Origin of the sequence: Brevundimonas variabilis (assembly GCF_014199945.1) — a bacterium.
GTDB lineage: Bacteria > Pseudomonadota > Alphaproteobacteria > Caulobacterales > Caulobacteraceae > Brevundimonas > Brevundimonas variabilis.
The window spans coordinates 306729-321164 of record NZ_JACHOR010000002.1 but is presented as its reverse complement, the minus strand read 5'-3'; the positions used below and the strand labels follow the sequence as shown (position 1 = coordinate 321164).

At 67.8% G+C, this 14436-nt stretch carries 10 protein-coding genes; 1 reads left to right on the top strand and 9 read right to left on the bottom strand.

Annotated features, from left to right (window positions below):
- Positions 1 to 2 precede the first annotated feature (2 nt).
- The 3 genes from GGR13_RS06210 to GGR13_RS06200 form a co-directional block, all read right to left on the bottom strand.
- Positions 3 to 1223 carry an efflux RND transporter periplasmic adaptor subunit gene (locus GGR13_RS06210; RefSeq protein WP_183212631.1) on the bottom strand — a complete coding sequence of 407 codons (1221 nt, stop codon included), beginning with the start codon at positions 1221 to 1223 and terminating at the stop codon, positions 3 to 5.
- Complete coding sequence (locus tag GGR13_RS06205; protein ID WP_183212630.1) at positions 1220 to 2473, bottom strand: TolC family protein; 1254 nt, start codon at positions 2471 to 2473, stop codon at positions 1220 to 1222. Before GGR13_RS06205 ends, GGR13_RS06210 begins: the two co-directional genes overlap by 4 nt.
- Before the next feature lie 580 nt (positions 2474 to 3053).
- The gene (locus GGR13_RS06200; protein ID WP_183212629.1) at positions 3054 to 5219 is read right to left on the bottom strand and encodes a heavy metal translocating P-type ATPase; all 2166 of its coding nucleotides are present in this window, start codon (positions 5217 to 5219) and stop codon (positions 3054 to 3056) included.
- 67 nt (positions 5220 to 5286) lie between these two features.
- Between GGR13_RS06200 and GGR13_RS06195 the strand changes: the two genes are divergently transcribed.
- Positions 5287 to 5706, top strand: coding sequence for a MerR family transcriptional regulator (locus tag GGR13_RS06195; RefSeq protein WP_183212628.1), 420 nt, complete (start codon positions 5287 to 5289; stop codon positions 5704 to 5706).
- A gap of 34 nt (positions 5707 to 5740) precedes the next feature.
- On the opposite strand, the gene GGR13_RS06190 is transcribed toward GGR13_RS06195, so the two are convergent.
- The 6 genes from GGR13_RS06190 to GGR13_RS06165 form a co-directional block, all read right to left on the bottom strand.
- Complete coding sequence (locus GGR13_RS06190) at positions 5741 to 7069, bottom strand: MFS transporter (RefSeq protein ID WP_183212627.1); 1329 nt, start codon at positions 7067 to 7069, stop codon at positions 5741 to 5743.
- Positions 7070 to 7153: 84 nt separating this feature from the next.
- Entirely contained in the window at positions 7154 to 7831 is a 678-nt protein-coding gene (locus GGR13_RS06185) for a transmembrane anchor protein (RefSeq protein ID WP_183212626.1), read from the bottom strand.
- Positions 7832 to 7845: 14 nt separating this feature from the next.
- Positions 7846 to 8577 (bottom strand): HupE/UreJ family protein, encoded by a 732-nt coding sequence (locus GGR13_RS06180; RefSeq protein ID WP_183212625.1) that lies wholly within the window; start codon positions 8575 to 8577, stop codon positions 7846 to 7848.
- A gap of 50 nt (positions 8578 to 8627) precedes the next feature.
- Complete coding sequence (locus tag GGR13_RS06175; protein ID WP_183212624.1) at positions 8628 to 11816, bottom strand: efflux RND transporter permease subunit; 3189 nt, start codon at positions 11814 to 11816, stop codon at positions 8628 to 8630.
- A 14-nt stretch (positions 11817 to 11830) separates the two neighbouring features.
- Complete coding sequence (locus GGR13_RS06170) at positions 11831 to 13096, bottom strand: efflux RND transporter periplasmic adaptor subunit (RefSeq protein ID WP_183212623.1); 1266 nt, start codon at positions 13094 to 13096, stop codon at positions 11831 to 11833.
- Positions 13093 to 14409, bottom strand: a complete 1317-nt coding sequence (locus GGR13_RS06165) for a TolC family protein (RefSeq protein WP_246347717.1) — start codon at positions 14407 to 14409, stop codon at positions 13093 to 13095. The genes GGR13_RS06170 and GGR13_RS06165 overlap by 4 nt, the downstream gene beginning before the upstream one ends.
- Between the last annotated feature and the right edge of the window lie 27 nt (positions 14410 to 14436).

Below are 14436 nucleotides of genomic sequence, written 5' to 3'. Positions count from 1 at the left end.
TCCTAGTGGCCGTGCTCGGCTTCGCCCTTGGCGAGCTCCGCCTTAAGGAGGAAGGCATTGGCCCCCGCGATGCGCTCGGAACCGGTCAGGCCCCGCACGATTTCCGTCCGCCCCCCGGCCTGCCGACCGACCAGCACCGGCATGGCACGGAAGCCGCTTTCCGTGCGCACGAAGACAACGCTCGCGCCTTCGACGGTCTGGACCGCTTCCGAGGGCACGGTGACGCCTCCAACCGACTCGCCCGTGACCACGGTTCCCGTGATGGCTGAACCTGCAGGTGGGAGGGTGCCACTCGTCGGGCGGGCGCGGATCACGGTTGCGCCGCCCTCGGCACCGCCGCCGCCAGCGGCGACGCCCGTCACAACGCCTGTGACGTCGCCGGACGGGGTTTGAACCTGGATCGTGCTGCCGGCCCGGACCTGCGCGGCCAGGGCTGGAGCGGCATTGAAGACCATCTCGACGCGGGCGGGATTGGTCACCTCGGCGATGACGCCGCCTTGTGCCGCGAAGCCTCCGGGGCCAACCTGGACGCTCGTGACGACGCCGGAGATCGGGCTGGTAACGCTCAGCCGACCCGAGGCATTGGGCGAACCTACCGCTGCGGACCGGGCGCGAGCCGCGCGAACGACGGCATCGGCACTAAGCGATTGCGCGCGAGACGTCTCCACATCCTGCCGGGCGACGACGCCCTGTTCTTCGAGATTGCGATCGCGCTCATAGGCGCGACGGGCCGCATCCGCCGAGGCGGCGGCTGAATCAGCGTCAGCACGGAAGGTGGCGGCCTCACCACTCACCAGGGTCGCGAGGGGCTGGCCCGCGCGGACCGACTGACCGGGGGCCACCAAGACGCGTTCTACGCGACCACCCACAGAAGCAGCCACGGCAGCGCGAGCGTCCACCATGGGTTCAACGCGACCGGAGAGGCGCGTCTCGCCGCCCCCACCGCCGCTCGCGGAAACCAGGGTGATGCCGACGGCTTGGATCTGAGCCGCCGTCAGCTGGACGACGCCTTCTTCCCCTTCTTCGCCGCCTTCCTCCTCGGCGTGCTCCTCTTCGCCTTCGACATGACCCGCCTCGCCCTCGGCATGAACTTCCTCAGTCGCGGCCTCTGTGGCGCCGGCCACAGGCCGGTTCATAAGGACATAGGCTGTGCCGCCGAGGAGGACGATCGCAGCGACCCCGCCCAACAGCCAATATTGATTGATCTCAAACTTGCGTTTCATTGAACGGCTCCAAAGGGGGCGCGGCCATCGAGGCGCGCCAAATCGATTTCAGCCCGCACGCGGGCCAGACGGGAATCCAGGGCGGCGTTCTGGGCCGCGATCAGGGCGGCGCGTGAGCTCCGCAGCTCCAGTTGCGAGATACGCCCCGCCTCCGCGCCGATGCGCGACAGGCGATAGGCTTCCTCGGCGGACTCCACTCCGCTGTCGGTTGCCGAGACACGACTGGCGGCGGATGCTAGGCGGGCCCTGGCAGCGACGCGATCCGCCTCGGCCTCCTGTCGCGCGCCCTGCAGCCGTGCATCGGCCGCGCGGAAGTCGGCCTGGGCCGCCTCCACGTTGCCTCGGTTCCGGTCGAACAGCGGCAGGGGCACGCTCAGACCGAACGTGATTGCGGTTGCATCCTCCGCCTCAAACCGGCGCACGCCCACCGAGGCGTTGACGTCAGGTCTAGCGCGAATGCGCTCCACCGTGATCCGGCGATCGGCCGCTTCGCGTTCCGCCTCAGCGACCAGGACCGCAGGGGCGGGGCGCGTGTCGGAAACGGCCAGGGCTGGGGCACGATCGAGCAGGCTCTGCTCGATCGAGGTCACCGGCCGCACCAGCATGGCAAAGCCAGTAAGCCGAGCAAAGGCTGCATCGCGTTCTGCCTGGGCTTCATCCAGACGCGCGCGCGCCGCCGCCGCTTCGGTTTGCCCTTGGATGCCGCGCAAGAGAGGCTCGCGGCCTTCCTCAACGAGCGCGAGGGATGCGCGAGTATCGGCCAGCGTCAGGGTCAGGGCTTCGGACGCCAGCCTAAAGCGCCGATCGGCCGCCTCGGCCTCGGCATAATAGAGAGCCAGACGACCGGCGGCATCAGCTGCGACGAGAACGGCCCGTCGAGAGGCGGTATCGGCCTCCGCGCGCGCGACGTTCACGCGAGCCCCGCGACGTCCCCAGAGTTCGAGGTCGGTGGACAGCGACAGTGTGGTCTCAGCGTTCGAATATCCGTCGAACGGGCCGCTGCCAAACGCGTTCTCTGCCTCCAGTCCGAGGAGAGGATTGGGACGGACGCGGGCCTGTCTAACGCGCGCCTCAGCGGCGTCGAGCAGGGCTCCGGCTTCGGTGATCAATGGCGTCTCCGCCAGACGTGCGACCAGCGCGTCATAAGCCGGAGCCGGGTCGGCCCAGGCGGGACCGCTTAACGCGGCCGCGAAGGCGGCAACGGCGCAGCCAGCCGCGAATCGCGGCGGCCGACGGAATGAGGAAGGCATTGTGGGTATCCCATGAGGTTTGACGAGAAGACGCGCGATCGCGCGAAGTCAGGTCAGACCCTGGGAGGGCGCTCCGGGCCTGCGGGCACGCGGGACGACAGGAGATCATCGCCCACTGTTGCGCGCGAACGCCCTGCAAGCGACGTCGAGGCGTCAAAATCAGGTGTGCCGCCAAAGGGCGTACCGGCGTGATGGCAATGGCCATGGCTGCAGACGCCATGCGGTGATCCGATATCCTCGCCTTCGCCCGTATCGCCATCCATAACCGCTGACGCGTGCGACGGTTCAAGTTCTGCAGAACAAGCGAAGGCATCGACCGCTGGCACGAAGAAGAGCACAGCGACAAACAGAGCGATGAGCACTGCCGCTATCCGATTCCTGGTCAAACTTGAACCCATGCCGCCCTGTAGCACACTGACCTTAACGATCAATGGCGGTAAAGTCGCGGGCTTCGTGCGGCCCTCGGCTATGCGCGGAATATGTGCACCGTCGAGCCGATCGCCAGACCTGGAGCACGGTGACGGCTTCGGCGACTGCGGAACCGCGGACGAAGTTTCTCGGAGGTGTTTCGACATATGGATCATCCCTTTCGGGGCGTCCAACCCAGCAGGCGCATGGCATTGGCGGTGACGAGAACGGTCGCGCCGGTATCCGCCAGAATGGCGGGCCACAGGCCGGTGACGCCCGCGATGGTCGTCACCAGGAACACGGCCTTGAGACCCAGAGCGATCGCTATGTTCTGATGAATATTGCGCATGACCGCCCGGGACAGGGTGATCATGTCGGGAATGTCCTGAACGCGGCCGTGAAGGACGGCGGCGTCCGCGGTCTCGAGCGCCACGTCCGTCCCTCCGCCCATTGCGATGCCGACATCGGCCTGGGCGAGCGCGGGCGCGTCATTGATGCCGTCGCCGATCTTGGCGACGACGAAGCCCTCGGCCTGCAGGCCCTTGACGATGCGCAGCTTGTCCTCGGGCAGGAGTTCCGCGCGCGCCTCGATGTCGAGACTGGCGGCGACCGCCTCGGCCGTTCGCCGATTGTCGCCCGTCAGCATGACCGTCCGAATGCCGCGCGACTTCAGGGCGGACAGGCCTGACACGGCGTCGGGTCTGGCTTCGTCCCGCATGGCGATGAAGCCCACGGTTTCGCCTCCCGCCACGACGACCGACACGCTCTTGCCCTCGTCGTTCAGGACGGCGATCGCTGCGTCCTGCGCCTCTGATCGGGGCGCCCGCCCGATCGCCGCCTGGGGCGAACCCAGAAAGATCCGCTCGCCGGAGACAAGGCCCTCGACGCCCTCGCCGGCGATGGCCCTGGTGTCCGTGGCGGCCGGCGCGTGAACGCCGTCGGTCCGGGCGCGTGACAGGATGGCCAGAGCAAGCGGGTGGCTGGAGCCGGCCTCGAGAGCGGCGGCCAGGACCAGGAGCGCGGCCTCGTCACGCGTTCCCGCGACGATGTCCGTGACGACGGGTTTGCCGGCGGTCAGGGTCCCGGTCTTGTCGAAGGCGATGGCCGTGATTTTTCCAAGCGTCTCAAGCACCGCTCCGCCCTTCATCAAGAGCCCACGCCGGGCACCGGACGAAAGGCCTGCGGCGATGGCAGCCGGGGTGGAGATCACCAGGGCGCAGGGACAGCCGATCAGGAGGACAGCCAGGCCCTTGTAGATCCAGCCGCTCCAGTCGCCGCCGAACATCAAGGGGGGTACGACGGCGACCAGGGCAGCGACCCCGAGGACGGCGGGGGTGTAGATCCTTGAAAACCGCTCGATGAAGCGTTCGGTCGGGGATTTGGATTCCTGGGCTTCCTCCACCAGTCGAACGACGCGCGCGATGGTGTTGTCGGCGGCAGCGGCCGTCACCCGGACCCGCAGGACGCTGTCTCCGTTGATGGTGCCGGCGAAGACCGGATCGCCCGTCGTCTTGCGCTTGGGCACGCTCTCTCCGGTGACCGGGGCCTCGTCGATCTCGCCCGAGCCTTCGACGATCTCCCCGTCGGCCGGAAGCCGGTCTCCGGGGCGCACCAGGATGATCGCGGCGATGGCCAGCGTTTCGGCGGGAACCTCCCTTGTCTCTCCATCCCCTTCGAGAAGAGCGGTCTTGGGCACGAGGGTAGCCAGCCCCTGGATACTCTTGCGCGCGCGACCGGCAGCGACGCCTTCCAGCATCTCGCCCACCAGGAACAACAGAACGACGGCGGCGGCCTCCTGTTCGGCACCGATGAAGACCGCGCCAACCGCAGCGATCGTCATCAGCATCTCGATGCTGAAAGGGCTGCCGTAGCGCGCCGCCGAGATCGCGCGTCTCGCGATCGGTATCAGACCGACGGCCAGGGCGATCAGAAAGCCATAGCGTTCGGTCGCCGGGAAGGCAGCCCCCAGGCCATAGGCGGCGAGGAGCGCCAATCCGCACACGGCCGTCAGCCAGGCCTTCTTCTTCCACCACCACGGCTGGCCGTCGTCGCCGGGCTCGGCATGCGATGGCGCGTGACGCTCATTGCTCGGGGTGTCGTGAATCACGCTCGCGGGCACCGCTGGCGCGCCGTCGTAGCCGAGGTCGCGCAACTGTTTCAGGACGAGGTCATCGCTCAGGCCGCCGCTGTGACACACCTTCAGCAGGCCGGACTGGACGCCGATCGTGACGTCGTCGACACCCGCCAATCTGCGCAGGGCTGTGTCGATCTTTCGGCCACAGCTCGGGCAATCCATGCCACTGACCCGATACCGGCTCTCGATCGTTTTTCCTGACATCGCCTGCTCCTTGTCCTGAAGACCCGCCGACGCTACTTCCTCTAGCGACTAGAGGAGCAAGAGAAAAATGAGCCAGGGCGTCACGATCGGCGCGGCCTCGAGGGCCTGTGGGATCAAGGTCCCGACGATCCGCTACTATGAACAGATCGCGCTGCTGCCCTCCCCGCTGCGCACCGACGGTAATCGTCGGCTTTATGAACAAAGCGACTTGAAGCGGCTTCGCTTCATCCGTCATGCCCGCGAATTGGGGTTCGAGATCGAGCCTATCCGCGAGCTACTGGCGTTGGCTGACGAACCGGGCGGACCCTGTGAGACCGCCGACATCATCGCCCGCTCTCACCTTGCCGCCATCGATCACAGAATTGCCCGGCTGACCGCCCTGCGGGCGGAGGTGGCCCGGATGGCGGAGTGTCCGCACGGCTCGGCCAGGGAGTGCAGGGTCATCGAGGTGCTCGGCGATCACGCCGAATGCCTGGCCGAGCACTGAGATCGGTTCTGAAGCGTTGCCGCTCCCCCCTTCCTCAGGGTCGGCCTCGTGGCCAGCGGTCATGTCGCTCATCAATCACGAAGGGATGAGCGTGAGCGGCCTTCCCACCCCCAGCCGCTCCGTCGGCCAGATGCGGATCGTCCGCGGCCAGCTCGGGATGGCTGTGCGCCACGGTCTCAGGGTCCCGCGCCGGCCAGATCAACAGACCGAGCACTGCGCCCGTCGCGCACAGCGCCGCCAGAACCAGAAAGGCCGCAGCAGGATCGGCCTCGGCGCTGACCAGCCCCGCGACCGGATAGGCGATCAGCCAGCAGGCGTGGGACAGGGCGAACTGGGCGGCGAACAGGGGCGGACGGTCCTGGGCCGTCGATGACCGCCGCAGCGCCCGCCCCGCCGGGGTAATGGTCAATGAATACCCAAAGCCCATGATCACCCACAGACCGATCAGGACTGGATAGCTGACGGCGACCCAGGCTCCCGCCAGGAGGACCGATGTCATCACACCAGCCCCCAGCACCATGGCCGTACGATCCGACACCCGGCTGAGCAGGCGCGGCAGGACGACGGCCGCCGTCATCGACCCACCGCCGAAGGCCGCAAGTGCCCAGGCGGTCGCCTGTTGCGACAGGCCGAACTGCGACTGGACGAGGACGACAGTGTTGACGAACACCATGGCCCCACCCGCCGCCGTGGCCAGGCTGATGGCCAGGAGACCGCGCAGACGCGGCGTGAGCGCGAACAGCCGCAAGCCTCCGGTCAGCCGCTGGATGAAGGGTTTGGGCTGGAGTCTGCTCGGTACCGGCAGGCTGGCCCCGACCACGAACAGGGCCGAGACGACAAAGCCCAGGGCCGTGCCGACGAACAGGTTGTTGTAGCTGATGAAGGCCAGCAGCAGCGCCGCCAACACCGGGCTGGCCACGCTCTCCAGATCGGCGGCCAGCCGCGAGAGCGACAGGGCCTTGGTGTATTCCGCCTCGTCGGGCAGCAGGTCCGGGATCATCGCCTGGAGGGCCGGGGTGAAGGCGGCGGACGCGACATAGAGCACGGTCATCAGCCCATAGACCTGCCACGGCTCGCTGACGAACGGCAGGCTGACGGCGACGCCCGCCCGCACGACATCCAGCGAGACCAAAAGGGTCTTCCTGGGCAGCCGCGCCGACAGGGCGCTGGCGAACGGGGCCACGCCGATATAGGCCACCATCTTGATCGCCAGCGCCGCCCCCAGCACCTGGCCCGCGTTTGCTCCGGCCAGGTCGAAGGCCAGCAGACCCAGGGCGACCGTGGCCAGGCCGGTTCCGAGCAGGGCGGCGATCTGAGCCGTGAACAGATTGCGGTAACCAGCGTGGCGAAGCGGCGAAAACATCTGCATCTCTCCTGAGGGTCGCCGCGTCGGCCGAACCTGCCCCGTCGTCGGTTCCGATCGGACCGACGACGGGACAGGGATCGGTCAGACGACCCGCTTGACCTCGCTGTAGGCCCCTTCGGTGATCAGGGTGATGGTCACCGGGGCGCCCGTGCGGTTGCGCCAGAACCAGCCGTGACTGCCGGTGAAGACCGCCGTCAACGTGTCCTCGACCCGCTGCTCCGAGCCCTTGGCATAGCCGTGGTAGGACGTTCCCGGCCGGTCGGCATGGGTGTCGTAGTTGACCCGGCCGCCGCTGCTGGACCAGCTGTAGCGGACCGTGGCCCCCTCCTTCATCACCAGCTTGATCTCGGCACCCTGATCGGGCTCCAGGGTCAGGACCGTCCGGTCGGACCGCATTCCGGCCTGGGCCGCGGGAACAGCAGGAGCCGAGCCGGGGGCGGCCACAGCCGGGGCGGTGGCGCTCGTCGGTAGGGTGATCGGGGTCGACTCCAGCGCGGGCGTCGGGCCGGCAGCCGAGGTTGCCGCACCCGCTTCCGCCGCGTCCTCCGCCTCCGCCTCGGCAGCGAGCTGAACCTTGATCCGGCCCATCTCGGTCAGGCCGAACACCGATCCCACGCGGGTCGGATCGATTCCGTATTCGGCGGGCAGGACGATCGTGACCAGGAGGCCGGCGGCGATCGCGGCGGCGATGCCGGTGGACTTCAGGAGCTTGCCCGTCGAGGGCAGGTCGGAGGCGGTGGGCTTGTTGGCGTTGTACATGGGTCAGTCTCCGATCAGAGAACGAAATAGCCGACGAGCTGATAGCCCGTCAGAACGAAACCGAGGGTCATCAGGACGACGTTGGCGACGTAGGCATGCTTCCAGAAGCTGCCGGTCTTCCGCCAGAACCCCATGGCGATCAGGATGGCCCCGAGCGCCAGGAGCTGGCCCATCTCGACACCGATGTTGAAGGCCACCAGGTTCACGAACAGGCCGTCGGGGGCCATGTTGAAATCCTGCAGCTTGGTGGCCAGGCCGAAGCCGTGGAACAGGCCGAACACCAGGGTCGCGACCTTGGTGTTCGGCTGGACCCCGAACCATCGCTGGAAGGCTCCGAGATTGTCCAAGGCCTTGTAGACCACTGACAGGCCGATGATGGCGTCCACCAAATAGCTGGAGACGCTGATGTCCATCAGCACGCCCAGCAGCAGCGTGGTCGAATGGCCGATGGCGAACATCGTCACATAGATCGAGATGTCCTTCATCCGGTAGAGGAAGAAGATCACCCCGAACAGGAACAGCAGATGGTCGTAGCCGGTGACCATATGCTTGGCCCCCAGATAGACGAACGGCCAGAACACGATGCCGGACGTCTCCTGGATATAGCCCTTGTCGCCGTCCGCGACACCGTGGGCCAAGGCCTGTGCCGTGACGCCGTCGATCAGGAAGAACAGGAGAACGGCGAACAGCGCCGTCGCGGGAGATTTGAGCCACGACCAGGGGTCGGGACGGTAAGCCACTGTCATGGGCACCTTTCCAGGGGTTGGGTCTGCAGGACGGAATGAGCGGGACCGGGTCATCGGCCCCCCCGCCTGGGTCGGAACGGAAGATGATCAAGCCAGGCCGGACGCGGTCGGTCGCTGGACCGATCGCGGCCATGCACCAGGCTGTAGAGCGCGGGCAGGACCAAGAGGGTCAGGATCGTCGAGGAGATGATCCCGCCGATCACGACCGTGGCCAAAGGCCGCTGCACCTCGGCTCCCGCTCCGACGTTGAGCGCCATCGGCACGAAGCCCAAGCTGGCGACCAGGGCGGTCATCAGGACTGGACGCAGACGGGTCAGGGCGCCCTCGCGGATGGCCTCGGCGACGGGCTTGCCCTCTTCGATCAGGCCGCGGATGAAGCTGACCATGACCACGCCGTTCAGCACCGCCACGCCGGACAGGGCGATGAAGCCCACCCCTGCCGAGATCGATAGCGGAAGATCCCGCATCATCAGGGCGGCCACCCCCCCGGTCAGCGCCAGGGGCACGCCGGAGAAGACGATGGCCGAATCCCGCCACGACCGGAACAGGGCGAACAACAGGCCGAAGATCAGCAGCAGCACCGCCGGCACAACGACCTGAAGCCGCTTGGCCGCCGAGATCAGCTGTTCGAACGTGCCGCCATAGGTGACCCAGTATCCGGCGGGCACCTCGACCTCGGCCTCGATGCGCTGCTGCACCTCGCCGATGAACGACCCCAGGTCGCGGTCGCGGACGTTGGAGGTGACCACGATCCGCCGCTTGCCGTCCTCGCGACTGATCTGGTTGGGACCGACCGTAAGGGCGATGGTGGCGACCTCGGCCAGGGGCACGAACTGACGCGGCTGTCCTTCGTTCGCCGGCAGGGGCACCTGCAGGCGACCGATCGCGTCGGTGTTGGACCGGATATCCTCGGGCAGGCGGACGACGACATCGAACCGCCGGTCCCCCTCGAAGATCTGGCCCGCCGTCGTCCCGCCCATCGAGGTCGAGATGACCGACTGGACGTCGTTCACGCTCAATCCCAGCCGGGCCATGGCCGTCCGATCCGGCGTGATCTGCAGCACGGGCAGACCCGTGACCTGTTCGGTCTGGGGATCGGCCGAGCCTTCGACGCTCGCCACGATGGTCTCGATCTCGGCGCCGAGCCTCAGCAGCTCATCCAGGTCGTCGCCGAAGATCTTGATGGCGACATCGGCGCGCACGCCCGAGAGCAGTTCGTTGAACCGCATCTGGATCGGCTGGGTGAACTCGTATTTGCTGCCGGGAATCGCGTTCACGGCGGCTTCCATCTCGGCGACCAACTGGCCGCGCGGCTTTCTGGGTTCGGGCCAGTCCGACCGGTCCTTCAGCATGATGAAGGTGTCGGCGACCGAGGGCGGCACCGGATCGGTGGCGACCTCGGCGGTGCCGATCTTGGCGACGACGCGTTCGACTTCAGGGAACTCAGCGATCCGGGCTTCCAGGGCGGTCTGCATCTGGATGGCCTGGGTCAGGCTGGTGCCGGGGATTCGCAGGGCGTGCATGGCGATGTCGCCCTCATCCAGGTTCGGGATGAACTCCGACCCCATCCGCGACGCGCCGAATCCCGCCAGCGCCACGAGGAACACCGCGATCCCGACTATGGCGACGCGGGTTTTCAGGGCGAAGTCGAGCGCGGGTTGATAGCCGACCCGCGCCCAGCGCATCAGGAAGCTGTCCTTTTCCTCGACCTTGCCGGTAACGAACATGGCCACCGCCGCCGGCACGAACGTCAGCGACAGGACCAACGCCGCCGTCAGGGCGATGACCACGGTGATCGCCATCGGATGGAAGGTCTTTCCCTCCACCCCTGTCAGGGCGAAGATCGGCACATAGACCAGTGTGATGATCATCACCCCGAACAGCGATGGCCGGATCACTTCGCCCGACGCCGTGGCCGCCAGATCGAAGCGTTCGTCTCGGGTCAGCACGCGCCCCAGCCGGTGCTGCGCCTCACCGAACCGGCGCAGGCAGTTCTCGACGATGATGACGGCTCCGTCGACGATCAGGCCGAAGTCGAGCGCGCCCAGGCTCATCAGATTGCCCGATGTGCCGGTCCGCACCATGCCGGTGATGGTCATCAGCATGGTGATTGGAATGACGGCCGCCGTGATCAAGGCCGCGCGGATATTGCCGAGCAGCAGGAACAGCACGACAATGACCAGCAGCGCCCCTTCCAGCAGGTTCTTCTCGACCGTATGGATGGCGCGTTCGACCAGGTCCGTCCGATCATAGACCGGCGAGGCGGTCACGCCGTTGGGCAGGGCGCGCGCGGCTTCCTCCAGGCTCACGGCTGCCGCCTGGGCGACGACGCGGCTGTTCTCGCCGGCCAGCATCAGCACGGTGGCCAGAACGGTCTCCTTGCCGTCCTCGGTCGCCGCGCCGGTCCGCAATTCCTCGCCCATGCCGACATCGGCGACATCAGCGATGCGGATCGGCACGCCGCCGCGCGTGGCGATGACGACATTGCCCAGGTCCTCGGTGGTCGAGGCCTGGCCCGGCACGCGGATCAGATACTGTTCGCCATAGCGTTCGACATAGCCGGCGCCGACATTGGCGTTGTTGTTGCCAAGGGCGTCGACCACCTCGGCCATGGTCACGCCATAGGCGGCGAGCCGGTCGGGGTTCGGGGTGACGTGATACTGTCGCTCATAGCCCCCGATGGTGTTGACTTCGGTGACGCCCTTGGTGTTGCGCAGCTGGGGTCGGATCACCCAGTCCTGGAGCGTGCGCAAGTCTTCGGTCGTATAGGGCTGGCCGTCCGGGCGTCGGGCACCGGGCTCGGCCTCGATCGTGTACATGAAGATTTCGCCCAGGCCCGTGGCGATCGGGCCCATCTCCGGGGAAATCCCAGGCGGCAACTGGCCCAACGCACCTTGCAGGCGCTCATTGACCAGCTGGCGCGCGAAATAGATGTCGGTCCCGTCCTCGAAGATGACGGTGACCTGGCTCAGCCCGTAGCGTGAGACCGATCGGGTGTACTGCAGGCCCGGCACCCCCGCCACCGCCGTCTCAACGGGGAAGGTGATGCGCTGTTCAGCCTCCAGCGGCGAGTAGCCGGGGGCCTCGGTGTTGATCTGGATCTGGACGTTGGTGATGTCCGGGGTGGCGTCGATCGGCAGGCGCTGGAAACTCCAGACACCGACCGCGCAGGCCAGCAGGACCAGCGCCATAACCCCCCAGCGGAAGCGGATCGACAGCGCGATGATGCGTTCAAGCATGGTGTGCGCGCCCCCTAGTGGTCATGGCTCGCGCCGGACTTGTCGATGTCCGCGCGAATGAGGAAGGCGCCGTCGACGACGTATTCGGTGCCGGGTTCGAGCCCGCCCAGCACCTCGGTCCATTCGTCGGTGCGGCGACCCAGGTCGAGCATCCGCACCTCATAGGTGTTGCCGACCTTGGCGTAGACGACCTGGAAGTCCCGGAACGGCATGATGGCCTTGGTCTGGACGGCCAGGGGCACTTCGCCCTGCCCGACCTGGACCATGCCCTTGACCCCCAGTCCGGGCCGCCACACACCACCCATATAGTCGAGGTCGACGTGAGCGATCAGGGTCTGGCTGGTCGGATCCGCTCCAGGCAGGATCGCCTCGATCACCCCGTTGAAGCGATGGTCACCCGCCAGGCTGGTCACCTCCACCCGCTGGCCGGTGCGCACGCGCTCGGCGTCGCGGGGATAGAGGAAGTATTCGGCGTGAAGCCGCGTTGGATCGCCGATGACCAGCATGGGTTCGCCGTTGCCGGTGATCGCGCCGGGGTTGGCGTTCTTCTCCATGATCACGCCGGAGATCGGCGCGGTGACCGAATAGGTCTGCAGGCTTTCGCTGGACTCGACGCGGGCCAGCACCTGGCCGCGCGAGACCCGCTGGCCCAGTTCGGCGTTCATCGACATGATCCGGCCGGGATAGCGGGCATGGACCTCGCTCTGGCCCTCCGGCGTGATCTCGACGCGACCGCTCAGCGGCAGGCTCTCGCCCAGCACTGCGCCCCCGGCGCGCTGGGTGGTGACACCGCCGGCCTGGGCGGCGGCGGGCGTGATGATCGTGCGACCCTCGTAGGACGGATAGGTCCAGCTTGACCGCTTGCCCGCATGGGTGGCCGCCACGGCGACATCGAACGAATGCGGCTCCGCGACGACGGTCGGGCTGGTCAGATAGTCCTCGGCCGCTGTGAAGGTGAACCGGTCCACCGAAGGCCCCAGACGGGTCAGGGCGATGGACGCCTGGACCTGGCGCGGATCGACCGGCTTGTCGCTCAGATAGGGGTACAGGCGATAGAGCGGCTCGGGCCCTTCCTCGAAGATCGTCACCTCGAGGGCAAAGTCGCCGTCGCGCAACATCCGCCCGTTATGGGGGCCGCGCTCGTAGTCGGCGGCGGCCGCCGCGGCGGCTTCCGGGGTCTGTTTTTCAGCGGAGCCGCCCTCCCCGCAACCGGCGACCGCCAGCGCGAGGGTGCTCAGGGACACGGCGACCAGTCGCCGCGAGACAGTGAAACCGTTCATCGGGTCATCTCCGGGGCGGGGATCAGGTCGCCATGCGCGCCGGTCAGCCGGTCGAGGCGGGCGCGATCGATGTGGAATTGTTTGAGCACCGCGACCCGCCGCTCGCGGGTTTGAAGCAGGGCGGTCTGTGCCGAGATGACGTCATTGTAGGTGAAGCCGCCTCGGTTGAAGCCCGACCGGACCAGCGTCACGGCCCGCTCCGCCTGGGGCAAGGTCTCCTCTTCGATCCGCCGCGCCTCGCTGGCCCGCGCCGACAGCTGGACCTGCAGCCGCGCGATCTCGCGCTCGCGCTCGATGCGAGCGGCAGCCAGGTCGCCCTCGGCCGCCAGACCTTCGGCGCGGGCCCGGTCAATGGCCCCCGCGTTGCGGTCATAACGGCCCAGCGGGATCGACCCGCCGACCACCAGACCGAGGTCCTGTCCCTCCCAGAAATGTCGTACGCCGACGCTGACGGTCGCGTCCTGGGTTCGTCGGGCCTGCTCGACCGCGACCTGAGCCACGGCGATGTCGCGCTGCGCCAGGAAGATATCGAGATCGGCCACGGCTACGCCGTCCACGACGATCCGGGCCGCGCTGGTGTCCTCAAACGCCGCTTCGCCCAGGCTGAACTCGGCGGTCCCGTCCCAGAATTTCGCCAGGGTGATCTTGGCGACCCGGGCCGCGATCTCGGCCTGGTCGAAGTCGATCTGGGCCTGGGCGAGCTCGGCCTCGGCCCGTGCTCCCGCGAACAGCGGATCGCGCGCCATGTCGACGCGACGCTGGACCTCCGTCTGAAACTGCTCGGCCAGGCCGAGACGCTCGCGCGCGATCGCGACCTCGGCCTCGGTGGCCAGGGCCTCGGCCCAGGCGCGCTGGACCTGTTCGAGCCGGTCCAGCCGACGCACCCGCGCCGTCGCCGCGACCAGGGCCGCTTCGCTCCGGGCGAGGGACACGCGGGCCGGGCGGTCGCCGCCGCGCTCGATCCGCTGCTCATAGCTGAGCGTGGTCTCGGTCCGGCCGAGGATGTCGCCGCCACCGAGCGTGGGCAGGTTCTCGATCTGGAGCCCCAGGGTCGGATTCGGCCGCACGTCGGCCTGGCGCACCGAGGCTTGGGCAGCCTGCGCACGCGCATTGGCCGCGGCCAGCGTCGGGTCCGTTCCCGAAGCGCGGGACAGGGCGTCGCGCAACGACAGGGTCGGCGCGAAAGCCTGAGCCGTCGCGTCCTGGGCCACGGCGCGGGTCGGCGGCAGGGCTGCCGCCAGGGCGAGCGCGAGGACCGACACGGTCGTCCAACGCGCCCACGATCCGGCCATGCCGGATGTTGGGGTCTGCAAGGGGTCTCTCCAGAAACGGAATGGCGC